The organism is Microbacterium murale (assembly GCF_030815955.1).
GTDB lineage: Bacteria > Actinomycetota > Actinomycetes > Actinomycetales > Microbacteriaceae > Microbacterium > Microbacterium murale_A.
In genome coordinates this window covers 1206517-1229510 of sequence record NZ_JAUSXK010000001.1, presented here as the reverse complement: position 1 = coordinate 1229510, position 22994 = coordinate 1206517, and the positions used below count along the sequence as shown (strand labels likewise).

Sequence of the window (22994 nt, the reverse complement as noted above, 5' to 3'; positions counted from 1 at the left end):
TCTGCTCCGGTTCAGTCGGCGACGACGATCTCGGCCACGTCGACCGCGCCCGAGTTGGTGTGCAGCTCAGCGATGCGGTCCGAGGTGACGTACAGGTAGCGGTTGCCGAAGAGCGGAACCGTGGGGAAGTCCTGCAGAATCCGCTCCTGCACAGCGGTGTATCCGGCCAGTGACCCCTCGAGGTCGGGGGCGGCGTTGGCGGCCTGCAGCAGCTCGACGACCTCTGGGTTGTCATACCCGCCCGCCCCGAAGTTGCCCTCGCCCGTCGGCGTGAAGACCGCAGTCAGGGTGTTCTGCTGGCTGGGGTACAGCGCGCCCCAGCGTGCACGGAACGGCCCGTTCGCCGCGCCCTGAGTGATCATGTCGGTGAAGGCGGCGAAGTCAGCAGACGGTGTGGCGACGGCGCTCTCGATGCCGAGGTTCTGGCGCAGCTGATTGGCGATGGCCTCGAAGAGATCCTCCTGACCCCAGTTGGCGATGAAGTGCACCTGCAGCTCCCCGTCGAAGCCGCCCGCCTCTTCCAGCAGCGCCTTGGCGGCGTCCGGGTCGAACTCGCAGTACTCGCCGCAGATGCCGGCCGGGTCGCCGGGCATGCTGGGAGCGGTCAGCGAGGTCGCTGGTACCTGTGATCCGCCGAACACCGCATCGTTGATCGCGTCGCGGTCGATCGCCATGGAGATCGCCTGGCGAACGCGGATATCCGCGAAGCGCGGATCGGCGAGATCGAAGCCGAGGAAGTCGACGCCGGGCGCATCGAGCTCATGCACGTGGTCTCCGAACTCACCCCGCGCCTGTTCGGCCTGCGAGCCTGCGATCGCGACGATGTCGATCTCGCCGGCGAGGGCGTCGGTGTACGCAGTCGCCGTGTCCAGGTACGGCACGAACGTGACCGCGTCGATCGTGGGCTCGTCCCCGGCGAAGTCCTCGTAGGCGACAGCCTCGATCGGGTCGGTGGCCGACCAGCCGTCGACGAGGCTGAACGGACCGTTCCCGATCGGGCTCGCCTCCCACGACTCAAGATCTTCCAGCGCACCATCGGGCAACGGGTACAGTCCGGTCTGTCCGATCGTCAGCTGCAACGGGTACTGACGGTCGGGAGCGACGAGTTCGACCGTGAAGGTGGTGTCGTCGACGACTGTGAGGCCGGCGAGCTCGGTGGCCGTCGGCTCTCCCTCCGCGGGGTTCATCTCGGCGTAGCCGACGACGTTCGCCAGCTGTGCGCCGTTCACCCAGGCGTTGGGCCCGTAGGCGGCGTAGTTCCAGGTGTCCACGTAGTTCTGCGCGGTGACCGGGGTGCCGTCGTGGAAGGTCCAGCCCTCGCGGAGGGTGATGGTCCAGGTCTTCGCGTCATCGGACTCGACGGATTCCGCGGCGACGTAGCCGATCTCGCCGTCTTCACTGATGTCGGTGAGGGGCGAGAAGATCGTCTCCAGGATCGCGTACGAGCCGAACTGGTTGCCGGGGATCATCGAGTCCGGCTCCTCGACCGCGTACCGGATCGGCTCGGCGGTGTCGGCGGAATCGTCCGTCGATCCTGCCGAGCATCCTGTGAGCGTCAGTGCCACCACCGCTGACGCGGCTGCCAACAGACGTGCCTTGCTGTGCATAACTCCTCCTTGAGCCACAACGTACGGAACGTGTGCGGCGGGGATGGGCTGCTCGGGTGTGCAGCCGTTCCTCGCACGCTAGGGCGCGTCCGCTTCATTCGTCAATGAACTTTCAGTGATTACTGAAAGTTGTAATAGGAGTGAAACACGTGTGACTCGGGAGCGCAATACCCGGTGCGCCCCTCGCGGTCGACGAAAGAAGGAAAACGGGGGTTCCCGGCCGTGGGAACCCCCGTTTTCCTTCTTTCAAGGTGCGTGACCGCTCAGCCTCGCAGCGCCTCGCGGAACTTCACGCGCGCCCCCATCTTCAGCAGCGAATTCTCGTAGATCTTCGCGCCGATCAGGATCACCACGACGCATGCGACGAGCATGATCGCCAACGATGCCAACGGCTCCCACCACTCCGCCTCGTTGAAGAACAGCCGGATCGGCATCCCGACCGGGGCCGAGAACGGCACGTACGAGAGCACGGTCATCACGACCGGGTTGTCGCCGAAGAAGATCACAAGGAAGTACGGGATCATCGTCAGGTACATCACCGGGGTCAAGGTGGTGCCGGCATCCTCCTGGCGCGACACCATCGATCCTGCGGCCGCGAACATGGCTGCGAGCAGAATGAACCCGAACAGGAAGAACACTGCGAACCAGATGACCGGGCCGCCGAGTCCTGCCAGGAGTCCTGTCTGACCGGTGACGATCAGCCCGATGCTGCCGATCGTCGCCAGCAGCACGATCTGCGAGATGGCGAGGATCGTGTTGCCGACGACCTTGCCTGCCAGCAGAACGCGTGCCGGGATGCTGGAGAGCAGGATCTCGACGACGCGGGTCTGCTTCTCCTCCACGACGCTCGTCGCAACGGGCATGCCGAACATCATCGCCGACATCATGAACACCAGACCGAAGCCGATGCCGAGCAGGTACCGGAGCGGTCCGCTCCCCGCGGCATCCGGGTTGAGCAACTCGACCTCCGGGGTGGTGGAGAGCGCCATGAGCAGGCTCTGGGGTGCCTCCTTGTCGGCGATGATCACGAGGCCGGTCGCGGACGACGTGTCGTCGATCACTGCGGCGTCGACCTCGCCGGATTCGACGAGCTCGGTGGCCTCATCCCGATCGGCGACCTCGGTCACGTCGTAGCCGTCGACCTGCGAGAGAGCGGATGCCGTGGCACTCGTCGCCGCGATCGGCGTCGAGCTGGAGGTCGAAGAGGAGAAACCGGCCCAGATGACGCCGGCGAGGGCGATCAGCAGCAGGATGCCGGTGGAGATCAGGTACGCCTTGCTGCGCAGCTTGGTGCTCAGCTCGCGCTCTGCGACGAGCCAGACGCCCTGGCCGGTGGAGACGGCCTTGGTCGATGAGGCGTTCACTGGATGACCTCCTTGAAGATCTGTGCGAGGGTGGGATGCTGCGGACCGAACCTGCTGACGTCGCCGTCCTGAAGTGCGCGTCGGAGTACGCGCTGCGCGGTGGCCGGATCGTCGACATCGAACACGGCGCTGCCGCCGTCGAAGTCCAAGACGCTCACGCCCGGCTCTTCCCGCAGCCAACCGACGTCGCCGTTGCTCTCCAGCTCCCACCGAGGGGCCGAGTACTGCTCGCGCAGCTGATCACGTGGCCCGGATGCGCGGATCGTGCCGCCGGCGATGATGACGAGGTCATCGCACAGGCGCTCGACCACATCGAGCTGATGCGAGGAGAACAGTACGGAGACACCGCGCGACGCACGCTCCTGCAGAACGGCGGCCACCGTGTCCACGGCGAGCGGGTCGAGTCCGGAGAAGGGCTCGTCGAGGATCAGCACCTCCGGGTCATGCACGAGGGATGCTGCGATCTGCGCGCGTTGCTGGTTTCCCAGTGAGAGTGCCTCGATGTTGTCGTTCAGGCGCTCGCCGAGTCCGAGCTCCTCGAGAAGTGCGGTCGAACGCGTCGTTGCATCGGTCTTGGAGAACCCGTGCAGGCGCGCGAAGTAGACCACCTGCTCGAGGACCTTCATCTTCGGATACAGCCCGCGCTCCTCCGGCATGTAGCCGAACTGGCGACGTGCATCAGCAGTCAAGGGCGTGCCGCCGAGCGTCACCGAGCCGCCGTCGGAGGCGAGCAGTCCGAGCACGATCCGCATGGTGGTCGTCTTGCCGGCGCCGTTTCCGCCCACGAAGCCGGTGAGGTGGCCGGCCGCGACCGGAAAACTGACATCGTCGAGCACCCTTCGCGAGCCGTAGCTCTTGGTGATGCCGGTCAACTGCAGGGTTCCTGAGGTCATGGCTCCACGCTACGGAGCGTGGCTGTCTCCGACATCCCCCCTGCGGCGGACTTCCGCTGTCAGCCCTCGGACGGACGGGTGGTGGTGCGGGTGAGGATGAGGCGCACCACGAGTCCAGCGAGAAGTGCCCAGAAGGCCGCGCTGATCCCGGCGAGGGAGATGCCGGATGCCGCGATGAGGAAGGTCACCACGGCGGGCATGCGCTCACCGGGCTCAGCGACGGCCTGCTGTACGGCGGAGCCGAATGCGGCGAACAGAGCGAGACCGGCGACAGCAGGGATCACCGCTGCGGGCGCGAGGACGACGAGTGCCGAGAAGGAGGCCGCGAAGCCGCCGAGCACGATGTAGGAGGCACCCGTCGAGAGCCCCGCCACCCAGCGGCGGTTCGGGTCGGGGTCGGCCTCAGGCGACGCCGCGAGGGCGGCGCTGATCGCCGCGAGGTTGATGCCGTGCCCACCGGCCGGTGCTCCGATGGCTGTGCCGATGCCGGTCACGAGCATTGCCGGGCGCCATGGCACCTCGTACCCGTAGCTGCGCATGATCGCGACGCCGGGAACGTTCTGCGAGGCCATCGTCACGATGAACAACGGCAGTGCGATGCCGATGAGAGCGCCGACGGTGAACGTCGGCGCTACGAACTCGATGCGGGGGATGAGGATGCTCGTGTCCATCGGGGAGCCGGTGCGCACCAGCCCCACGCCGACCACGATCGCGGCGGCGACGAAGGCGAGCGGCACGGCCCAGCGTGGTGCGATCCGAGCGAAGACCAGCCAGGTCAGCACGACGGGGATGACGCCCCATGGGTTCTCGGCGATCCCGGTCACCGGCGCGAGGCAGAGCGGGAGCAGCACTCCCGCGAGCATCGCCTGTGCGATCGAAGCCGGTATCCGGGCGATGAGTCCGCCGAAGCCGGTCCATGCTCCCGCCAGGAGAGTGAGCGCGGCCACGACGAGAAACGCTCCGGTCGCCGCCGGCCAGCCGCCGTCGACGACTCCCGTGGCGGCGAGCAGCGCGGCACCGGGCGTCGACCAGGCCGCCGTGATCGGCATCCGATATCTCCAGGCGAGGATGACGCAGGCCAGCCCCATCGTGATGCTGAGGACCAGCAGGCCGCTCGCGGCCTGCGCAGGGGTCGCCCCCACGGCAGAGAGCCCGGTGAGGACCACGGCGAATGAACTGGTGAAGCCCACGAGAGCGGTGACGACACCCGCGAGGATCGGCCTGGACAGCGGGGCGGGCGCGTCGGTCATAGGGGCGAGGTTAGCGCGACAGCTCTGCGTCCAGGGAACACATTGCATTCATCGGAATAGAATCTTGCTGACGGTCGTTGCCACTGAAGACCGCCCTGCTCATGTCCGAGCCCGAAACAGAAGGATTCACCTGTGACCCGCACCATCGGCTACATCGTCGGCAGCATCTCCAGCACCTCCATCAACCGTCGTCTGGCGCGTGTGCTGGCGAACCTCGCTCCTCAGGGCACCGAGCTCGTCGAGATCCCGATCAAGGACCTTCCGTTCTACTCGCCCGATTTCGACGGCGAGTTCCCCCAGGTGGCCGTCGATTTCAAGAAGGCCATCGGCGACGTCGACGGCGTCATCATCGTCACGCCCGAGTACAGCCGCTCGATCCCGGGTGTGCTCAAGAACGCCCTCGACTGGTCGACGCGCCCCTACGGCGAGATGTCGTTCTTCGGCAAGCCCGTCGCCGTGATCGGCGCTTCGGGATCCGGTGTCGCGACCGCTGCTGCGCAGCAGCACCTGCGCGCGATCCTCGGCCATTTCAACGCGATCACCATGGGTCAGCCCGAGGGCTTCATCCAGGACCGCCCGGGGCTGTTCACCGAAGACGGCCAGGTCACCGACGAAAGCACCGCCGGCTTCCTCTCCGGGTACCTGCAGGCCTTCGACGGCCTCATCTCGCGTGTGCAGCACTCCGCTGAGCTCGTGAACGCCTGACCTTCGCTGGATCACGAATGCCCCGCGGCGCTTCTGCCGCGGGGCATTCGTCGTCTCCGGATGGGCGCGACCCGGCTAGGACTCCCCGAGCAGCTCGCCGATCACTCCTTGCCGGTCGACTGCGCCGAATAACAGAAGCAGCGACAGCGCCACGTTCGGATCGAAGTCCTCTGCCGGCTGCAGTTCGAAGATCCGGACGGTGCGTCGTCTGTGGCTGCTCTCTCTGACCGACATGAAAGGTTCGCGATCGCGATGCACCGTGAACCTCGTCTGCGAGGTGAGAAGGCTCTGGATCCGAGAGCCGGGCCGCACCGTGTAACGGCCCGTCGAGAGGACGGGACCGATCACATCGAGCTCTTTGCCGTGCGCTCTGGCGATCTCGTGCGTACCTTCGCCGTCGGTGATGAATCGTTCGTCGCGTGCGTAGTGGACGACCGCGAGCGGTGGTGAGTCCGCGGTTCCTCCGACGGGGCGAAGGCCGTGACGCGCCTTTCCTGCCCCGACCGACCAGGCCACGGTCCGGCCGACCTCGTCTTCCGGATGCTCGGCTTGCGAGAGCACGGCACTGAACACGGTGATCATGGCGCGAAGCGGGGCCATCAGGCGCCTCCCGCTCGTCGCTCCACGGTGCCAACCATAGGCGATCAGGATGCTGCGCGGCGCAGTCGTCCGGCCGTGAGCGCCGCGAGCAGCCCGGCGATGGGCAGCGCCCAGAGCAGGGTCGCCGGACCCGCCGTGGACGACGTCGACAGCCAGAAAGCGACAACGCCTGTCCACAACAGCGCATCCGCCTGCCACGCCCACATCCCGATCGCCGAGGCGTCGCCGGCCGGTGTCGGGACGGGCATCATCAGTTCGATCGGCATCGGCCCCTTGGTCGCGTCGTAGGCGCGAACGGCGACGAGTGCCACACCGATCGTCGCGACGATGGCGGCGGTCTCGACACCGCCGCCGGCGACGATGGCGGCCGCGGTGGGCACCATCACACCTGCGAGCAGTGGCAGCGGCAGATTCAGGAGCAGCATCCCCCACGCCGTTCGACCGTACACGGCCGGGCGCCCGGCCATGTCGGCCGCCTCGCGGAATCCATCGCTGAAAGCCCCGATCGCAGCGAATGTGAGCAGCCCCGCGCCGACCGCGGGAACCCAGCGCGGCCCCGCCTGCAACTCTGCGAACCACGCCCAGCCCACGCCCGCAGTGGCAAGCGCGATCAGGGCGACGACGGCGCGAAGCGGCGTACGCGCAGCCCCGATCGCCGCCCTTTGCAGAACTGCGAGGATCAGCGGCTGCGAGAAGGGGATGCGCACGCGGCGCCCGACCGTCGGCCGCGCACGAGTGCGATCCAGTGCGCCGGAGATATCGCCGGTGGTGGCCAGCACCGTCATCGCTTCCCACCGTTGCGCGTGCTCCTCGACAGTCGTCGGCAGCATCCGGTCGAGCAGGACCACGAACGCCCAGAGGGCGGCGACAGCAGTGGTCGCCAGAACGACCAACGCCGTACCCGTCGCGCCGGGCGTGCTCGGCCACAGATCGGCGAGGGCGGATGCCGGCAGCAACGGCGGATCGAGAGGGATGGCGACAGCGGCGACCAGGAGCAACACGAGCGCGCTGCCGAGGATGACGGCACCGCGCCGACCGAGAACCTGGCCGGCGAGCCAGATCGCCGTAGTCGACACCGCGAACAGCACCGTGCCGATGATGAACGAGACGCTCGCGCCGACCGCCGCTGCGTGCGCGAGGAATCCGCTCACCGCCAGCGCCGAGATCGCCCCCAGCACCAGCACCATCCCTACGGCGGAGCCGAAGAAGTCGCGTGCCCATGCCACGCGTGGCGAGATGTCGGACCGGCTCAGCGTCGCAGCCACGAACGGCGGAGGAACGACCGGGCCGCGGGCGCGGCCCCCCGCCAATGCGCCCGCCCAGATCAGGGCGCCGAGCACGGCCACGATCCGTTCTGTTCCCGCTTCGCTGAGAGTGCTCATCGCCGCGGGCGTCGCGAGCGCAAGAACGATCGCGCGAACGATCGGTACACCGGCGATCGCCGCAACGAGCACGGAGACGTAGACCACGTAGGCCGTGTCGCCGCGTGTCCGGTGCGCATTTCGCGCCCGGTGCACGGCGCGGGTTTCTGCCATACGCGCGCGATCACCCGCCCGGCTCGCTCCGCTCACTCGGTCTCGCCGACCGTGAGCACGTCGGAGCCCACCGCACCCACCAGTGCGGTGCTGTGGGTTGCGAAAGCGATGGCGCATCCGTCATTCAACCGACGGCGCATCGCGTCGGCCACCAGACCGCGTCGGTGCGCGTCCAGGCGCTGTTCGGGCTCGTCCAGCAGCAGTACACGACAGGGGCGTGCCAGCGTCAGCGCCAGGGAGAACAGCTGCAGTTGCCCGGAGGACAGTTCGGACGGATAGCGCATCTCCAGACTCGCGATGTCCAGTTCCTCAAGGCCCATCCTGGCCGCCCGTTCGCCGGTCGCAGCGTCGTCGCCCCACGTCGCGCGGACGAACCGCAGTTGCTCGACGAGGGTGAGATCTCTCGCCAGCGGCGGAGCGCCGATCATTGCGGCGACCGCTGCTCTGTGCCCGCCGCGACGGATGTGCAGCGGGTCGCCATCGAGCATCACACTCCCTGACGTCGCGGGCATGAGACCCGCGAGTACCCGCAGGAGTGTCGTCTTGCCCGCTCCGTTCGGGCCCGCGCACCGCGAGCGCCCGGCCGGTGTCGAGCGACAGCGAAGTGATCGGCAGCAGCACCTGTTCATCGACAGTGACGGTCACGTCGGAGGCGGTGAGCAGTGCGGCGCGTCCGGCGCTCATCGCACCAGCCCGTGCCGGTGCGCGAGCACGACGGCCTGCACGCGGTCGCGTGCCCCGAGCTTCTGCAGCACGCGCGACACGTGCGTCTTGACGGTGGCTTCGCCGATGAACAGCGACGCTGCGATCTCGGCGTTGCTCATCGCCTCGGCGACGAGAGCCAGCACCTCGGCTTCGCGATCGGTGAGGCGTTCGGCGAGCTCGAGCCCAGTGGATGCGGTGGCAGCTTCGGGCGCAGTCGTGGCGTACCGCTGCACGACTCGACGCGTCACCTCGGGCGCCAGCATCCCGTCTCCGGCGGCGAGCACTCGCACTGCTGCGATCAGATCCTCCGGGCCGCTGTTCTTGAGCAGGAAGCCGCTGGCTCCGGCATCCAGAGCGCTGAACAGGTAGTCGTCCCGGTCGAAGGTCGTCACGATCGCGATGGCAGCCTGCAGGTCGCCGTCCGCGACGATCCGTCTGGTCGCCTCGATGCCGTCCATGTCGGGCATCTGCACGTCCATGGTGATGACATCCGGTCTGAGAGCGGATGCTGCCGCCACTGCCTCCGCGCCGGTGGCGGCCTCTCCGACGATGGTGATGTCGGGTTGGCTGTCGAGGATCGTGCGGAACCCGGCGCGCAGCATCTCATGGTCGTCCACCAGGAGGACGCGGATCGGATCGCTCATGCGGTTGCCCCTGCCAGCGCGGCGGGTGAGGCGAGGGGGACCTGCACGCGTACGCGCCAGCCGCCGCGCTCGCGCGGCGCTGACTCGATCGTGCCGCCTGATGCCAGTGCGCGTTCGCGCATACCCAGCTGCCCCATGCCGCTTCGCGGAGCGACGACGATGCGACCGGTGTTCACGACCTCGAGTTCGATGTCATCGCTCGTGTAGCGCAGGCGCACGTCGGCGGTGGCTGCGGTGCCGGCATGTCGGCGCGCGTTTGTGAGCGATTCCTGGGCGATCCGATAGAGGTTCACCTGCACGACTGAGGGGACGGCGCGCTCTTCGCCGACGACCGTGTAGGCGGTCGGCAGCCCCGCAGCACTCGATGCTTCGACGAGCAGTGCGATGTCGGCGAGAGTGACTGTCGATGCGTCCTCGGCGTCGTGATCAGAGGACCGCAGCGTCTCCAGCAGGTGACGAAGCTCACTGATCGCCTCTCGTGCGGAACTCTCGACGTCGGCGAGGATCTCCTTCGCGGTTCCGGCATCCTGGTCGATCACCATGCGCGCGGCCCCCGCCTGGACTCCCATCACCGAGACGTGGTGGGCGACGACGTCGTGCAGTTCGCGAGCGATGTGCACGCGGTCCAGCGCCACGGCCTGCGCCGCCGTGACCTCGCGTTCGCGCTCGAGATCGACGGTGCGTCGTTCGAGAGCCTGGCGCTGCATCGCTGCCCGCCACGCGTGCTCACCGAAGTAGTAGGCGCCGGCGAAGTAGAGCACGTTCACCAGCAGCTGCAGCATCATGAACGCGAGGTAGGGCGACATGGCGCCCGCGATGATGTCCTCCTCGCGGGCGGTGTCGATCGCGTCGCGGTACATCGTGATCATCAGCCAGGCGAACATGCCGGCGATGATCAGAGAACGCACGATCATCGCCGCCCGGCGGTTCGCCATCCAGGCGCCCACCGTGTACAGCGCGATGAACATCGCGACGTTGCCGGCGTACAGCTCGGGAATACGCAATGTGACGGCGACGAAGTACGCGAGCGAGACGATGATCGCGACCTGCGCGGGCCAGATGCGTCGCCAGGCCAGGGGCGCTGCCACGAACACCAGGTACACCAGCGCCTGCCACAGCGGTGCCTGCTCGTCGCCGTAGATCTCCGAAGCCGCAGACAGTGCGGCGCTGATCACGCCGGCGACGAAGACGACGACGGCCAGCAGCGCGTCTGATCGTCGTTGGCTCGCGGTGAGCGTGCGGAATGATGCGGACATGCCTCCAACGGTACGGGGGGACGGATGCCGAGGCATCCGTCCTGCGGGGGATCAGGACGAACTTGCCATTGACAAGGTTGCTTGTTTTTTGCAAGTATGACTCTCATCGGGCGCAGCGATCACGCCGTCGCCGACCATCAGACAAAGGAGTCAGCATGTCAACGAAGGTCTTCGTCAACCTCCCCACCACCGATCTCGAGCGCAGCAAGGCGTTCTACACCGGTCTCGGCTGCGACATCAGCCCAGAGTTCACCGACGAGAACGCCGCCTGCATCGTGTGGAGCGAGGACATCTACTTCATGATCCTCAAGCGCGATTTCTTCGCGACCTTCACCGATAAGCCGATCGCCGACCCGAACGAGTCCGTGCAGGTCTCGGTCTCGTTCAGCCAGGACTCTCGAGAGGCCGTCGACGCGATCGTCGCGAAGGGTCTCGCCGCCGGCGGTACCGAGCCGAAGCCCGCGCAGGACTACGGGTTCATGTACTCCCGTGATCTGGACGACCCGGACGGCAACAGCCTCGGATTCCTCTACATGAGCGAAGAGGCTGTGGAGGAGGGCCCAGAAGCGTACATGGCCGAGCAGGGCGCCGCGTCCTGACGTGGCAGCGCGCAGCTACGGCCAGTACTGCGGGGTCACGACCGCCGTCGAACTGATCGGGGAGCGGTGGGCGATGCTCATCGTCCGCGATCTGCTCGTGGGGCCGAGGCGTTACACCGATCTCAAGCAAGGTCTGCCGCGCATCCCGACGAACATCCTGTCCACACGGCTGAAAGACCTGCAGGAGGGTGGCGTCGTACGCAGGGTGCCGCTGAAGAACTGCGGACTCGTCTACGAACTCACCCCCTACGGCCGCGCTCTCGAGCCGATCATGCTCGCACTCGGTCGTTGGGGCTTCCAGGCGATGGGCGATCCAGAACCTGGCGACGTCGTCACCGCGGATTCGCTCACGATGGCACTGCGAACCGCGTTCCGCCCCGAGACGGCAGCGGATGCCGACTACGAACTGCACGTCGGCGACGTCGCACTGCGTGCTCAAGCGCGCGGCGGCGAGTTGTCCGTCTTTCAGATCGCGCCTCCGGCTCCGCCCGTCGGCGGGCGGATGCCGAACGGGGAACCGGATGCCGTGCTCGTCGCCGGCCCCGGCATCCGCCGCCTCATCGGTGGCGAGATCACGCCCGCCGAGGCGATCGCGCAGGACATCGTCGCGGTCGTCCGTGGCGAAGAATCATTCCTTGATTCATTCGCTGCGACCTTCCATATCGCTTCATTCGAATTGCAAGGAGCCGCAACATGACCGGCCGCATCATCATCGATCTGTTCACCACGCTCGACGGCGTCGCCCAGGCACCAGGCGGCCCGGATGAGGATGTCTCGGACGGCTTCCCCTTCGGGGGCTGGCAGGCAGGGGTTCCTGACGACGCCGTCGGCAAATGGGTCAGGGAGGGGATGTCGACGCTCGACGCGCTGCTGCTGGGTCGTCGCACCTACGACATCTTCGCCTCGTACTGGCCGCACCACACAACCGGTCCGGCGGGGCCCATCGGGCAGCTGTTCGATCGGGTGCCGAAGTACGTCGCCTCTCGCGACGCCGACATCGACCTGGAGTGGCAGGGGAGTTCACGTGTGGGCGCCGACCTGGCTGCTGAGATCGCACAGCTTCGCTCGCAGCATGAGGATGTGCACGTGATCGGCAGCGTCGACCTCGTGCAGACCCTGCTCACCGAGCAGCTGTTCGACGAGCTGCAGCTCTGGGTGTATCCGGTAGTGCTCGGTCAGGGCAAGAAGGTGTTCCCCGACGGCGCTTCCCCCGCGAACCTGACGCTGATCGGTGCGGAGGTCGGCGACAACGGCGCCGTGAGTCTGCGCTACGCGCCGGCGCCCGGTCCGGTGCGCACCGGCACGATGGGGGAGTGAACCCTGACATCAGCTCTCGATCGGTGATCTCGGAACTTCTTTCACCCCAGCATCCGCTCGATCACCCGTGCGACGCCGTCCTCGTCGTTCGAGGTCGCGACCTCATCGGCGGCATCCTGAACGGCCTGCTCTGCGCCGGCCATCGCAACCGAGTGCCCAGCCCAGCGGAGCATCTCAACGTCGTTGAGTGCATCGCCGAACGCGACCACGTCGGTGCGCTTGACTTCCAGGTGCTCGCAGAGCCGCGCCAGACCCGTCGCCTTGGTCACGCCCTCGGCCATCACCTCGACGAACGGCGCGCCCGAGAGCGTGGCCTCGAATCCGGTGAGGCCGAGACGGCGCAGGATGTCGAACAGGGCCGGAGGTGCGAGTTCGGGATGCCGGATGACGAACTTCAGACTGGGTTCAGCCAGCACCTGGTCGAGTGGCACTCCGCCCATCGTGCGAGGATCTCGCTTGTGGTCGGCGAGCTTGGCGATCTGTGCGTAGCCATGCTGGGCCACGAACGTCTCGCCACCGTCCCGCACACTTGCGAACAGCAGCCCGGGCAGGGTTGCCTGCAGCGCCGCCGCGAGGGTGCGAACCGTCTCGGCCGGCAGTGCCTCGGCGAACAGCATCCGTCCGTCTGCCAGATGCGTCGCATAGGCTCCGTTGCCGCACAGCGCCCAGTCGTCGAACCCTGCTTCGGCGGCGATCATCCGCAGACCGATCGGTTGGCGTGCTGTGACGGGGACGATATGGATACCGACGGCTCGGGCGGCATCGAGCGCTCGCCGCGTGCGCGGTGACACGGCTGAAGCCGAGTCGAGCAGGGTCCCGTCGAGGTCGGTCGCGATCAAGCGGAGGGGCATCGGCGTCTCATCGCATCTTGTCGCGTTGTTCGACGACCAGCGCTCAGGCGAAGATCATCGGCATGTCGTCGTCATCATCGGCACCACCGAGGTCGAGGTCGACGACGACCGGCACGTGATCGCTGGGCTGCTCGCCCTTGCGCTCGTCACGGTGGATGGACGCGCCGGTGACGGCGCCGGCGAGCGCGGGCGAGCCGAGCACGAAGTCGATGCGGATGCCCTCGTTACGGGGGAACTTCAGCCGCTGGTAGTCCCAGTAGGTGTAGCCCTCGGGAAGGATCGGACGCACGACGTCGGTGAGCCCCGCATCCTGGAACGCGAAGAACGCGGCACGCTCCTGTGGGGAGACGTGGGTGGAGACGCCCTCGACGATGTCTGGATCGCCGTTGTCTGAGTCGAACGGGATGATGTTGAAGTCCCCGACGAGCGCCAGCGGCAGGTCGGGGTTCTTCTGCAGAGCGGATGCCGTGTGCTGACGCAGTTCGTCGAGCCAGTGCAGCTTGTACGCGTAATGCGGATCGTCGAGCGCACGGCCGTTCGGCACGTAGAGACTCCAGATCTGCACGCCGTCGACCGTCACGCCCAGCGCGCGCGCCTCGAGCGGAGCATCCGGGCCCTCATGACCCTTCGCGAAGCCTGGCATCCCGTCGAACGCCGTCGACACGTCCGTCATCGGCAGGCGGCTCGCGATCGCGACGCCGTTCCACTGATTGAGGCCGTGCACCTCGACCTGATAGCCGGCCTCTTCGAACTGCGCATACGGGAACTGCTCGGGCTTGCACTTGATCTCTTGCATCGCGAGCACATCGATGTCTTCGCGCACTGCGAACTCGACGGTGCGGCGCACGCGAGTGCGGATGGAGTTGACGTTCCAGGTGGCCAGGCGCATGCATCCAGCCTAGATGCGGGGTCGGACCTCAGCGCTCCGCTGGGTCGGCCGTGCCGATCAGCACACCGCGGGCAAGCGAGTGGAAGTGCCGGTTGAAGCCGAGCACGGCCGGGGTCGCGCCGGCATCGAGATCGAGTGCTTCGACATCGAGCGCATCCACGACGAAGAAATACCGATGAATGCCGGTACCCTCGGGCGGCGCCGCTCCGATGAATCGCTCCAATCGAGCCTCGTTGGGCGTCACCTTGGAGCCTGCAGGGAGGCTCGCGGCCGTGCCATCGGACGAGTCGAGGGAGGTGAGGTCGGCCGGCAGATCGAACGCTGCCCAGTGCCAGAATCCCGATCCGGTCGGAGCATCCGGATCGAAGCACGAGACAGCGATGCTGCGCGTACCGGACGGCGGCGTAGACCACCGCAGCGCAGGTGATCGATCCTCGCCGCCTCGATTGGCCGACCACGCGAACAGCGGCAACGGTCCGCCGGGTTCGAAGTCGGGGCTGGTCAGCTCGAGCGGCGCGAAATCGCGCAGCGTGGCGAGTTCGGCATAGGGGTCGTACGAGAGCATGGGGCCTCCTTCGCTGAGGGACGGTGATGTCCCGGCCCACGATAGGCGCACCACGCAGGTCGCACCAGCGGCTCTAAGCTGGATGCCGTGACCGCACTCGACGCAGACCGACAGTCCCTCCTCGCCCTCATCAAGGACGAGGCGGTGTTCCACGGAGACTTCACGCTTTCCAGCGGCAAGCAGGCGACGTACTACGTCGACATGCGCAGGCTCACGCTCGACCATCGGGCGGCCCCCCGCCATCGGTCGCATCATGCTCGACCTGATCGGTGGCCTCGACGCCGCAGCCGTCGGTGGCCTGACGCTCGGTGCAGACCCGATCGCGAACTCCGTGCTGCACGCGTCCGTCGCGACCGATCGCCCGCTGGACGCGTTCGTCGTCCGCAAGGAGCCCAAGGACCACGGCAGAGGTCGCCAGATCGAGGGTGCTGACATCGCGGGCAAGCGCGTCGTCGTGCTCGAGGACACCTCGACCACGGGTCAGTCCGCGCTCAAGGCCGTCGAGGTTCTGCGCCGCGAGGGCGCCGAGGTCGTCGCCGTCGCCGTGATCGTCGACCGCAAGACCGGAGCGCAGGCAGCGATCGAGGCGGAGGGCCTGCAGTGGCTGGCAGCCTTCGATCTCGACGATCTCGGCCTCGACCCGCAGTGACGCGCAGCGAATGACTCGATACGCACTGGCCGTCGATGTGGGCGGCACGAAGCTGGAAGCTGCACTCGTCGGCGACGACGGCGCGTTGATCGCCAGCAGCCGCAGCAGGCAGGCGACCGGCCGCACGGCGACGCCGTCGACATTGGATGCCGCGGTCGAGGCTGTCATCGCGCATGCGCTCGCCGGGCTGCCGGAAGGCGCCGAGCTCGTGGGTGCCGGTGTCGGAAGCGCGGGACCGATCGATCTCTCGACCGGCTCGATCGTGCCGGTGAACATGCCCGATGCTCGCGGCTACGGGCTCGCCGCGGCTGTCACCAAAGCGGCATCCGCAGTTCTCGGACGCGATGTGCACACGGTGTTCGGGCACGACGGCGGCGCGCTCGCGCTCGCCGAAGCGTGGCTCGGAGCGGCCCGCGAGGCGCGCTCGTCGCTGTCGATCGTCGTGTCCACAGGGGTCGGCGGCGGATTCGTCATCGGCGGGCAGTACATTCGCGGAGCGTCGGGCAACGCCGGGCACCTCGGGCAGGTGCGCCGTGAGGGCGGGCTGACGCTCGAGGAGATCGCCTCCGGCCCGGCCAGCGCCGCGTGGGCACAGGCTCAGGGATGGACCGGCGCCACCGGCGAGGATCTTGCCCGCGACGCGGCATCCGGTGATCCGATCGCCCGCGCGGCGATCGAACGATCCGCGAAAGCAGTGGGTGAAGCGCTGGCGGATGCCGCGACCCTCGTCGATCTCGACATGGTCGCTATCGGCGGCGGGTTCTCGCGGGTGTCCGACGACTACATCGACCTCGTGCAGCAGGCGCTCAGCGCGAGCGCTGCGCACGACTACTCCCGTCGCACGCGGGTGGTGCGCTCCGGGCTCGGCGATGAGGGCCCGTTGATCGGCGCCGCCGCGCTCGTGCTGCGTTAGGGGCGCGACACTTCGGGGGACGAGACGACGGATGTCGGACCGATCACCGGGAAAGTGTCCGACATCCGTCTGTGCGGCCCCCAGGCTGTCGGCGATCGAAAACGAAAGAAGGACCACGATGCGCGTACTCGGCCTGCTCTCGGGCACCTCACACGACGGGATCGACGTCACGGTCGTCGACTTCACTGAGGCGGATGGCGCCGTGCGCGGCACGGTGCTGTACGAGGACAGCGTCCCGTACGCTCCCGCGCTGCGCGCGCGGCTCGTGGCGGCGCTGCCTCCTGCGCAGACGACGCTCGCCGAGGTGACCGAGCTCGACACCCTCATCGGTCAGGCGTTCGCCGACGTCGCAGCGGATGCTGCGGCATCCGTCGGCGGAGTCGATGCCGTGTGCACGCACGGGCAGACCGTCTACCACTGGGTCGAAGGCGGCCATGCCCTCGGCACATTGCAGATCGGTCAGCCCGCGTGGATCGCGGAACGCGTCGGCTCCCCGGTGGTCTCGGACGTGCGCATCCGCGACATCACGGTCGGCGGGCACGGCGCCCCACTGGTGTCATTCCTGGACGAACTGCTGCTGCGCGGCCGCACCGGGACGTCGGCGGCACTGAACCTCGGTGGCATCGCGAACATGACCGTCGTGGGTGCCGGTGCGGTCTCGGCGTATGACGTCGGACCGGCGAACGCGCTCGTCGACGCGGTGATCACGACGTACGGGCTCAACCCGCTCGGTTACGACGAAGACGCCCGCATCGCTCTCTCTGGCGAGGTCGACGAGGCACTGCTGGCCTCGCTGCTCGCCGATCCCTACTACGCGCTCGCCGCGCCCAAGAGCACTGGCAAGGAGTACTTCCACCTCGACTACGTCCGGTCGCACGCGACGGCTCTCGGCCGCGACATCCCCGTCACCGCCCTCGTGCGCACGCTCACCGAGCTGACCGTGCAGACCGTCGCGCGCGATGTTCAGGCTGCCGGTATCGGCTTCCTCGCCGTGTCGGGTGGCGGATGCCACAACCCGCTGATCATGGATGGGCTCCGGGCCGCGCTGCCGGACACCGAGGTCGTGCTCGCCGATGAACTCGGCGCATCCGCAGACAACAAAGAGGCGATCCTCTTCGCTCTGATCGGCTGGTGCACGATGCACGGCGTACCCGCTGTGATCCCCGGTGGCACGGGCGCGCGCGAGCCACGGATCCTGGGATCGATCACCCCGGGCGCTGGTCCGCTCCGGATGCCGGAGCCGGTGGCATCCGTCCGCAGCCTGACCCTGAGCTGACCTCAGCCCTTCCTCGTCACAGGTGTCTCTGGGGCGAGGTGCTGTTCGTGTCCGGGGTCATGATGAAACTCTTCTCATTCCGCCAGAAGCGCGGCAGCATCCTCTGCGTATCCCAGCACTGACACCGGGTCAGCCAAGGCTTGCGGGTCGTCCGAACGAGCGAGGATCGTGAGCACCACGGGTGCAGCATCCGCTCGCTCGAGATACCACGAGCCCGCCAGCGCGCCCATCGAGCTTCCTCCCTTGAAGCCGACGTAGGTCCACTCGTCGCCGAACGTGACGCCCGGGTTCGCGGAGAGGATGTCGCGAATGGGCGCGCCGGCGGCTGTGGTTGCACGTTCCTGCAGCGCGATGTGTGCGCGGACGAGGTCATCGTGCGTGGCGAACCATTCCACTCCGGACTGCCACGCGGCGACCGACCAGTCGACCGAGTTTCCGTCGGGCACACCAGCGGGGACCTCGCCGAGAAGCGCTTCACGTTCTACGGCATCCGCTTCCGCCCAGGATTCCCGCAGCCCCTCGTCTCCCCAGCCGATCCAGAACAGTTCGCGCGTCGTGAGCAACGGCGCATTGTCTTCCGGCGAGGCATGGCCCATATCAGTGAGCGCTGCGGAGACTGCGTCCCTTCCCACTGCGCGGATCAGGAGGTCGGTGGCGGTGTTGTCGCTGATCGCTATCATCTTCTGTGCAGCCTCCAGCACGGTGACTGTCGAGCCGTCCGGCAGGTCCTGCAGCTCACCCGTCGGAAGGCTCCGCACCTCCGCATCGATCGTGAGCGGCGACTCCCACGTCAGGGCCCCCGAATCGATGGCGTCGACGACGGCCCCGAGTACATACAGCTTGATGATCGAGCCGATCGGGGAAGATCCGGTGTCGCCGATCAGGATGTCAGGCTCAGCTGCTCCGACTTCGCGGACCTGAAGCGACACCTCATACGGTGCGTCCTCGAGCTGCGATTGCAGTGCCTTCCAGCTCGTGACGGGAGTGCGCTCGGGCTTCGGCGCGGCGAAGAAGAGGCCGTTCATCAAGCCTTCACCGGACGCTGACACGCTCATGTCGTACGTTGCCGCCGCCGACTCGATCGTGGCCTTAGCTTGCGTATCGTCCCCTTCGTACGCGGTCGGTATCCACGGTTGTGCGGCGCGGAGGTCTTCGAGGATCGTACGCAGTTCGGGCACAGTCAGGCTCTCGAAGAACGAGGGGTCGAACCGCGCCTCCAAGTCATCGTCTGCGCTGAGTTCTTCGCTGTTGATCTCGTCCAGGACCCACTGCACCTGTGCGCCCACGGCAGTGTCTGGGATCTCGACCGAATCGGCAGACGGCTGCGGATCCGGTGTGCAGGCGGTGACGATTATCACGAGGACAGACGTGACGACCAGCGCGAGAAGAGAGCGGATGCCGCGAGCAGGACGAGTGACCGAGTTCTGAGTCTTCTGAGTGACGGTGTGGGTGGCCATGCCCTCAGCCTCCCAAACTCACGGGACGGTGACATCCGTCGCGCGACGGATACCGCTCAGCCCTTCCGGTCGTCGTCCCAGGGGCCTTCCCACCAGTTGCCGCCGCGATCGTCATCGCCCGGTCCGCGTCGGCGGGATCGGACGAACTGCACGATGATGACTGTCAACGTGGTGAGCCCGATCAGCAGCATCACGAGGAAGAGCAGATCGCTCTGGTTCATGGCGTCAGCCTTCCGACGAACCAGACGGCAGCAGATCGGCGACCGAGTTCACGATCTCGTCAGGGCGGAACGGGTACTTCTCGATCTCGACCTGGTCGCTGATCCCCGTTAGCACGAGTACCGTGTGCAGGCCGGCTTCGATGCCTGCGACGACGTCGGTGTCCATCCGATCACCGATCATGCCGGTGCGCTTCGAGTGTGCGCCGATCTTGTTCAACGCCGAACGGAACATCATCGGATTCGGCTTGCCGACGACATACGGCTCTTTGCCGGTGGCCTTGGTGATCAGCGCGGAGATGGCGCCGGTCGCCGGCATCGGCCCGTCGACGCTGGGGCCGGTGGCATCCGGGTTCGTGGCGATGAATCGCGCGCCGCCGTTGATCAGCCGGATCGCCTTGGTGATCGCTTCGAACGAGTAGTTGCGCGTCTCGCCGACGACGACGAAGTCCGGGCTCGTCTCCGTCATGACGAATCCGGCGTCGTGCAGAGCCGTGAGGATGCCGGCCTCGCCGATGACGAATGCCGAGCCGCCGGGGAGCTGCTGCTCGAGGAACGCGGCGGTGGCGAGCGCAGACGTCCAGATCCGGTCCTCCGGCACGTGCAGTCCGCTGGAGCGCAGGCGCGCCGAGAGATCACGGGCGGTGAAGATCGAGTTGTTGGTCAGCACCAGATACGGGATGCCGGCGGCTTCCCAACCGGCGAGCAGTTCGGCGGCACCCGGGATGGCGTCGTTCTCATGGACGAGCACGCCGTCCATGTCGGTGAGCCAGCATTCGATCTCAGAGCGTTCAGCCATGTGCTCAGCCTATTGGTCGCGGATGCTACCCGCGGAGCAGGCTCGCGAGCGCCGGGAGCTGAGCGGAATCTTCCAACGCGGAGCCGACGGCGACCACGCGCACGCCCGCGTCGAGGAACTGCGCGGCGTTGGTCGAATCCATGCCGCCGGTCGCGACGAAGTTCGCCTGCGGGAAGGGGCCGGACATCGCCTTGAACCAGCCGGGTCCGAGCAGCGACGCCGGGAAGGCCTTGAGCCATGTGAGACCGGACTTCATCGCGAGCTGCACGTCCGTGGCGGTGGCGACGCCGGGGAGCGCCGGCATCCCGGCATCGTGGGAGGCCTTCACGACCTCGAGGTCGAAGCCAGGGCTCACCGTGAAGGAAGCGCCGGCGTCTGCAGCCTGGTGCACATGCTCGACGGAGATGACCGTGCCTGCGCCGACCGTCAGCCCGCGCTCCCTGGCGGCCTCGGCCAGCACTCGCAGCGCCTCGACATCGGCCGGCGTCTGCACCGGAACCTCGACGCTCGTGATGCCGAGATCCCAGGCGGCTGTGGCGACTGCGAGTGTGCGCTCCGCGCCCATGCCGCGCAGGATCGCCATCAGGGGGACATCGCCGAAGAGGGTTGCGAAAGAGGAGTTGTCGAGCACGGGGTGTCGCCTTTCGGGAGCGCTGCCTTGAAGAGCACGGATGAGTCGCGACAGGAGCGCGACTACACTTCGAGTGTGACCAGAGTGAGCGCCAACTGCAATTCACGTTGCAGCATATGCACATCTGGATGAACGCGGAAGGACGACAGATGAACGAGATCGCCGAGATTCGACTGACTGCGCGGCACAAGGGCCTGCCTGAGCGAGCCGTAGGGATGACGACGGCGGAGTTTCTGGCATCCGGTCCTCGACTGTCCGAGTTCTGGACGCCCCTGGTGGTGCTCGATGACACCGCGATGCGGCACAACGTCGAGGTCATGGCGAACTGGTGCGCAGAGCGCGGTCTCGAACTCATGCCGCACGGCAAGACCACCATGGCTCCGGCTCTCTGGCAGCGCCAGATGGATGCCGGCTCCCTCGGCATCACTCTCGCCACGATGGGGCAGGTGCGCACCGCCCGCACGTTCGGCGTCTCGTCGATCATGTTGGCCAACGCCGCCGTCGATGCGCACTCCCTGCGCTATCTCGCCGGTGAACTCGCCGATATCGAGTTCCGCTTCGTCTGCTGGGCCGACTCGATCGCGACTGTGGAGGCGATGGAGGCTCCGCTGCGCGATGCGGCCGCGCAGCGCAAGGTCGATGTGCTGGTCGAGCTCGGGGGCGAAGGCGGCCGTACCGGTGCCCGAACGATCGATGAGGCGATCAAGATCGCCGAACGCATCGCGGCATCCGATGTGCTCCGGCTCGCCGGCGTCGCCGGTTACGAGGGATCTCTCGCGCATGATCGCAGCGTGCGCGCGATCGACGCGGTCGAGACCTACCTGCGCCGTCAGGTCGAGTTGCACGAGGGCATCAGTCATCTCTACGACGGCGGCGACGTGTACGTCACAGCGGGCGGCAGTGCCTATTTCGATCTCGTCGCCGAGGTGTTCGCGGAGGCGGGCGCCGCCGCGGACGCCGCGGAGCGCCCCGGCGGAGGTCGCACGCTGTTCACGTTGCGTTCCGGTGCCTACATCGTGCACGACGACGGCTTCTACCGTGGCATCTCGCCGTTCGATGAGGCGCGCATGAGCGACGATGAGCCTCGCTTCGTCCCCGGCATGTTCGGCGTCGGCCGTGTTGTCTCGCACCCCGAGCCCGGCCTGGCGCTGATCGACGGAGGCAAGCGCGACTTCCCGTTCGACGAGGGGCTCCCGATCCCTCGTGCGATGAGTTCGCAGCTGGGTGCCGCGTGGCAGCCCCTGCCAGGGGCATCCATCTCCGCGATGAACGACCAGCACAGCTACGTGCGTCTCGAAGACGGTGGCAATCTCGCGATCGGCGACCTCGTGCGCCTCGGACTCTCGCACCCGTGCACCGCCTTCGACAAGTGGACGGTGCTGCCGGTCGTCGAATCGGTGGACTCCGACGTTGTCGTCGACCTGATCCACACCTTCTTCTGATGACGGAGGGCGGGCGCGGACTGCGCCGAGAGGACGTGGTTTAGATGTCGCAGAGCGTCGAACGTGCTGCGGCCATCCTCGATTCACTCGCTGAAGAACCCAAGGCCGTCTCTCCTCTCGCACTGGAGTTCGGCATCCACCGTTCGACGATGTTCCGTGAGCTGCAGACGCTGCAGAAGGTCGGTTTCGTTCGCAGGCGGGACGACGGTACGTATGCCGTCGCATTCCGTCTGGCCGTGCTCGGTGCCGCCGCTCTGGAGGATGTCGCACTGAAGGAGGCGGCGCACGTGCCTGTGCGCCAACTGCATCGCGTGGTCGGCAATACCGTGCACGTCGCGGGGCTCGTCGGTGATGAGATCTTCTACGTCGACAAGGTCGAGGATCCGCGACGGGTGCGGCTGTACTCGCGTGTCGGATCACCGGTGCATCCGAATCGCAGCGCAGTGGGCAAGGCGATCCTCGCCGGGTTGCCGCAGAAGCGCCGCGACGATGTGCTCGCCGGTGCCGACTGGACTCGTCACACCGCGCAGACGCTGACCACCAGGGCTGAGCTCGACGCAGAACTCGAGAAGACGTCGGCTCGCGGATGGGCTGTCGACCAGGGCGAGTTCGAGGACATCGTGAACTGCGTCGCGGTACCCATCACGACCGCGGCGGGCGTCGTCGGGGCCGTATCGATCACTGCGCTGCGCATGGTCCACGACCTCACACAGCTGGAGGGGCATGTCCCTCTCCTGAGACAGACGGCCGAGCAGATCGCACACGCGCTGCGCTGATCGTCTGCCCGACTCGCAGGGCCGGGCGCGACTTCGCGTGCTTCGTGACGGAT

Annotated in this window: 24 protein-coding genes and 1 pseudogene; 9 read left to right on the top strand and 16 right to left on the bottom strand. The window is 67.2% G+C overall.

Annotation, left to right across the window (positions count from 1 at the left end; genetic code table 11):
• Positions 1-11: 11 nt before the first annotated feature.
• The 4 genes from QFZ46_RS06050 to QFZ46_RS06035 form a co-directional block, all read right to left on the bottom strand.
• Complete coding sequence (locus tag QFZ46_RS06050; RefSeq protein ID WP_307359398.1) at positions 12-1607, bottom strand: peptide ABC transporter substrate-binding protein; 1596 nt, start codon at positions 1605-1607, stop codon at positions 12-14.
• A gap of 263 nt (positions 1608-1870) precedes the next feature.
• Positions 1871-2971 (bottom strand): ABC transporter permease, encoded by a 1101-nt coding sequence (locus QFZ46_RS06045; RefSeq protein ID WP_307359396.1) that lies wholly within the window; start codon positions 2969-2971, stop codon positions 1871-1873.
• Positions 2968-3864 (bottom strand): ABC transporter ATP-binding protein, encoded by an 897-nt coding sequence (locus QFZ46_RS06040; RefSeq protein ID WP_307359393.1) that lies wholly within the window; start codon positions 3862-3864, stop codon positions 2968-2970. Before QFZ46_RS06040 ends, QFZ46_RS06045 begins: the two co-directional genes overlap by 4 nt.
• Positions 3865-3923: 59 nt before the next feature.
• On the bottom strand, positions 3924-5114 hold the full coding sequence (locus QFZ46_RS06035; RefSeq protein WP_307359390.1) for a benzoate/H(+) symporter BenE family transporter: 1191 nt from the start codon (positions 5112-5114) through the stop codon (positions 3924-3926).
• A gap of 132 nt (positions 5115-5246) precedes the next feature.
• Between QFZ46_RS06035 and QFZ46_RS06030 the strand changes: the two genes are divergently transcribed.
• The gene (locus QFZ46_RS06030; protein WP_307359388.1) at positions 5247-5819 is read left to right on the top strand and encodes an NADPH-dependent FMN reductase; all 573 of its coding nucleotides are present in this window, start codon (positions 5247-5249) and stop codon (positions 5817-5819) included.
• Between the two features lie 75 nt (positions 5820-5894).
• Here QFZ46_RS06030 and QFZ46_RS06025 read toward each other — a convergent pair whose 3' ends face one another.
• The 5 genes from QFZ46_RS06025 to QFZ46_RS06005 form a co-directional block, all read right to left on the bottom strand.
• Positions 5895-6419 carry a hypothetical protein gene (locus tag QFZ46_RS06025; protein ID WP_307359386.1) on the bottom strand — a complete coding sequence of 175 codons (525 nt, stop codon included), beginning with the start codon at positions 6417-6419 and terminating at the stop codon, positions 5895-5897.
• 44 nt (positions 6420-6463) lie between these two features.
• Positions 6464-7954, bottom strand: coding sequence for a hypothetical protein (locus tag QFZ46_RS06020; RefSeq protein ID WP_307359383.1), 1491 nt, complete (start codon positions 7952-7954; stop codon positions 6464-6466).
• A 32-nt stretch (positions 7955-7986) separates the two neighbouring features.
• A complete protein-coding gene (locus QFZ46_RS06015) occupies positions 7987-8466 on the bottom strand; it encodes an ABC transporter ATP-binding protein (RefSeq protein ID WP_307359381.1) in 480 nt (159 codons plus the stop codon).
• 168 nt (positions 8467-8634) lie between these two features.
• The gene (locus QFZ46_RS06010; protein ID WP_307359379.1) at positions 8635-9303 is read right to left on the bottom strand and encodes a response regulator; all 669 of its coding nucleotides are present in this window, start codon (positions 9301-9303) and stop codon (positions 8635-8637) included.
• Entirely contained in the window at positions 9300-10559 is a 1260-nt protein-coding gene (locus QFZ46_RS06005) for a sensor histidine kinase (RefSeq protein WP_307359378.1), read from the bottom strand. Before QFZ46_RS06005 ends, QFZ46_RS06010 begins: the two co-directional genes overlap by 4 nt.
• A 155-nt stretch (positions 10560-10714) precedes the next feature.
• On the opposite strand from QFZ46_RS06005, the gene QFZ46_RS06000 reads away from it, so the two are divergent.
• From QFZ46_RS06000 to QFZ46_RS05990, 3 genes are read left to right on the top strand one after another with little or no spacing between them, the layout of a single operon-like run.
• Positions 10715-11158 (top strand): VOC family protein, encoded by a 444-nt coding sequence (locus tag QFZ46_RS06000; RefSeq protein WP_307359376.1) that lies wholly within the window; start codon positions 10715-10717, stop codon positions 11156-11158.
• Position 11159: 1 nt separating this feature from the next.
• Complete coding sequence (locus QFZ46_RS05995) at positions 11160-11855, top strand: winged helix-turn-helix transcriptional regulator (protein ID WP_307359374.1); 696 nt, start codon at positions 11160-11162, stop codon at positions 11853-11855.
• Complete coding sequence (locus QFZ46_RS05990) at positions 11852-12475, top strand: dihydrofolate reductase family protein (protein ID WP_307359372.1); 624 nt, start codon at positions 11852-11854, stop codon at positions 12473-12475. The genes QFZ46_RS05995 and QFZ46_RS05990 overlap by 4 nt, the downstream gene beginning before the upstream one ends.
• 41 nt (positions 12476-12516) lie before the next feature.
• Here QFZ46_RS05990 and QFZ46_RS05985 read toward each other — a convergent pair whose 3' ends face one another.
• Genes QFZ46_RS05985 through QFZ46_RS05975 form a run of 3 tightly spaced genes read right to left on the bottom strand, consistent with a single transcriptional unit; the run spans position 12517 to position 14780 of the window.
• Positions 12517-13326, bottom strand: coding sequence for a Cof-type HAD-IIB family hydrolase (locus QFZ46_RS05985; protein WP_307359370.1), 810 nt, complete (start codon positions 13324-13326; stop codon positions 12517-12519).
• Positions 13327-13369: 43 nt separating this feature from the next.
• Positions 13370-14215, bottom strand: coding sequence for an exodeoxyribonuclease III (locus tag QFZ46_RS05980; RefSeq protein ID WP_307359367.1), 846 nt, complete (start codon positions 14213-14215; stop codon positions 13370-13372).
• A gap of 28 nt (positions 14216-14243) precedes the next feature.
• Positions 14244-14780 (bottom strand): YbhB/YbcL family Raf kinase inhibitor-like protein, encoded by a 537-nt coding sequence (locus QFZ46_RS05975; protein WP_307359365.1) that lies wholly within the window; start codon positions 14778-14780, stop codon positions 14244-14246.
• Positions 14781-14867: 87 nt separating this feature from the next.
• Between QFZ46_RS05975 and pyrE the strand changes: the two are divergent.
• The 3 genes and pseudogenes from pyrE (at position 14868) to QFZ46_RS05960 (ending at position 17618) form a co-directional block, all read left to right on the top strand.
• Positions 14868-15429, top strand: a pseudogene (gene pyrE / locus QFZ46_RS05970) (orotate phosphoribosyltransferase).
• Positions 15430-15439: 10 nt separating this feature from the next.
• Entirely contained in the window at positions 15440-16342 is a 903-nt protein-coding gene (locus QFZ46_RS05965; protein ID WP_307359363.1) for an ROK family protein, read from the top strand.
• Between the two features lie 118 nt (positions 16343-16460).
• Positions 16461-17618: an anhydro-N-acetylmuramic acid kinase gene (locus tag QFZ46_RS05960; protein WP_307359361.1), complete on the top strand. Its 1158-nt coding sequence runs from the start codon at positions 16461-16463 to the stop codon at positions 17616-17618.
• Between the two features lie 74 nt (positions 17619-17692).
• Here QFZ46_RS05960 and QFZ46_RS05955 read toward each other — a convergent pair whose 3' ends face one another.
• The 4 genes from QFZ46_RS05955 to QFZ46_RS05940 are packed head-to-tail and all read right to left on the bottom strand — an operon-like array spanning position 17693 to position 20723.
• Positions 17693-19075: a serine hydrolase gene (locus QFZ46_RS05955; protein ID WP_307359359.1), complete on the bottom strand. Its 1383-nt coding sequence runs from the start codon at positions 19073-19075 to the stop codon at positions 17693-17695.
• Between the two features lie 56 nt (positions 19076-19131).
• Entirely contained in the window at positions 19132-19296 is a 165-nt protein-coding gene (locus QFZ46_RS05950) for a hypothetical protein (protein WP_307359356.1), read from the bottom strand.
• Between the two features lie 4 nt (positions 19297-19300).
• Positions 19301-20092: an HAD-IIA family hydrolase gene (locus tag QFZ46_RS05945; protein WP_307359353.1), complete on the bottom strand. Its 792-nt coding sequence runs from the start codon at positions 20090-20092 to the stop codon at positions 19301-19303.
• Between the two features lie 25 nt (positions 20093-20117).
• Positions 20118-20723 (bottom strand): bifunctional 4-hydroxy-2-oxoglutarate aldolase/2-dehydro-3-deoxy-phosphogluconate aldolase, encoded by a 606-nt coding sequence (locus QFZ46_RS05940; protein WP_307359351.1) that lies wholly within the window; start codon positions 20721-20723, stop codon positions 20118-20120.
• 149 nt (positions 20724-20872) lie between these two features.
• Here QFZ46_RS05940 and QFZ46_RS05935 point away from each other — a divergent pair, with 149 nt between their 5' ends.
• Both QFZ46_RS05935 and QFZ46_RS05930 read left to right on the top strand, forming a co-directional pair.
• Positions 20873-22165 carry an alanine racemase gene (locus tag QFZ46_RS05935; protein ID WP_307359349.1) on the top strand — a complete coding sequence of 431 codons (1293 nt, stop codon included), beginning with the start codon at positions 20873-20875 and terminating at the stop codon, positions 22163-22165.
• 44 nt (positions 22166-22209) lie between these two features.
• Positions 22210-22941: an IclR family transcriptional regulator gene (locus QFZ46_RS05930; protein WP_307359347.1), complete on the top strand. Its 732-nt coding sequence runs from the start codon at positions 22210-22212 to the stop codon at positions 22939-22941.
• Positions 22942-22994 lie beyond the last annotated feature (53 nt).

What these genes read in the sequence shown, in the direction of transcription:
- QFZ46_RS05950 (WP_307359356.1), bottom strand. Translation starts at nt 19,296, where the DNA reads ATGAACCAGAGCGATCTGCTCTTCCTCGTGATGCTGCTGATCGGGCTC.
- QFZ46_RS05960 (WP_307359361.1), top strand. Translation starts at nt 16,461, where the DNA reads ATGCGCGTACTCGGCCTGCTCTCGGGCACCTCACACGACGGGATCGAC.
- QFZ46_RS06040 (WP_307359393.1), bottom strand. Translation starts at nt 3,864, where the DNA reads ATGACCTCAGGAACCCTGCAGTTGACCGGCATCACCAAGAGCTACGGC.
- QFZ46_RS05975 (WP_307359365.1), bottom strand. Translation starts at nt 14,780, where the DNA reads ATGCTCTCGTACGACCCCTATGCCGAACTCGCCACGCTGCGCGATTTC.
- QFZ46_RS05930 (WP_307359347.1), top strand. Translation starts at nt 22,210, where the DNA reads ATGTCGCAGAGCGTCGAACGTGCTGCGGCCATCCTCGATTCACTCGCT.
- QFZ46_RS05945 (WP_307359353.1), bottom strand. Translation starts at nt 20,092, where the DNA reads ATGGCTGAACGCTCTGAGATCGAATGCTGGCTCACCGACATGGACGGC.
- QFZ46_RS06005 (WP_307359378.1), bottom strand. Translation starts at nt 10,559, where the DNA reads ATGTCCGCATCATTCCGCACGCTCACCGCGAGCCAACGACGATCAGAC.
- QFZ46_RS06010 (WP_307359379.1), bottom strand. Translation starts at nt 9,303, where the DNA reads ATGAGCGATCCGATCCGCGTCCTCCTGGTGGACGACCATGAGATGCTG.
- QFZ46_RS05980 (WP_307359367.1), bottom strand. Translation starts at nt 14,215, where the DNA reads ATGCGCCTGGCCACCTGGAACGTCAACTCCATCCGCACTCGCGTGCGC.
- QFZ46_RS06025 (WP_307359386.1), bottom strand. Translation starts at nt 6,419, where the DNA reads ATGGCCCCGCTTCGCGCCATGATCACCGTGTTCAGTGCCGTGCTCTCG.
- QFZ46_RS06035 (WP_307359390.1), bottom strand. Translation starts at nt 5,114, where the DNA reads ATGACCGACGCGCCCGCCCCGCTGTCCAGGCCGATCCTCGCGGGTGTC.
- QFZ46_RS06050 (WP_307359398.1), bottom strand. Translation starts at nt 1,607, where the DNA reads ATGCACAGCAAGGCACGTCTGTTGGCAGCCGCGTCAGCGGTGGTGGCA.
- QFZ46_RS06000 (WP_307359376.1), top strand. Translation starts at nt 10,715, where the DNA reads ATGTCAACGAAGGTCTTCGTCAACCTCCCCACCACCGATCTCGAGCGC.
- QFZ46_RS05965 (WP_307359363.1), top strand. Translation starts at nt 15,440, where the DNA reads ATGACTCGATACGCACTGGCCGTCGATGTGGGCGGCACGAAGCTGGAA.
- QFZ46_RS06020 (WP_307359383.1), bottom strand. Translation starts at nt 7,954, where the DNA reads ATGGCAGAAACCCGCGCCGTGCACCGGGCGCGAAATGCGCACCGGACA.
- QFZ46_RS05935 (WP_307359349.1), top strand. Translation starts at nt 20,873, where the DNA reads ATGAACGAGATCGCCGAGATTCGACTGACTGCGCGGCACAAGGGCCTG.
- QFZ46_RS05990 (WP_307359372.1), top strand. Translation starts at nt 11,852, where the DNA reads ATGACCGGCCGCATCATCATCGATCTGTTCACCACGCTCGACGGCGTC.
- QFZ46_RS05985 (WP_307359370.1), bottom strand. Translation starts at nt 13,326, where the DNA reads ATGCCCCTCCGCTTGATCGCGACCGACCTCGACGGGACCCTGCTCGAC.
- QFZ46_RS05955 (WP_307359359.1), bottom strand. Translation starts at nt 19,075, where the DNA reads ATGGCCACCCACACCGTCACTCAGAAGACTCAGAACTCGGTCACTCGT.
- QFZ46_RS06015 (WP_307359381.1), bottom strand. Translation starts at nt 8,466, where the DNA reads ATGCCCGCGACGTCAGGGAGTGTGATGCTCGATGGCGACCCGCTGCAC.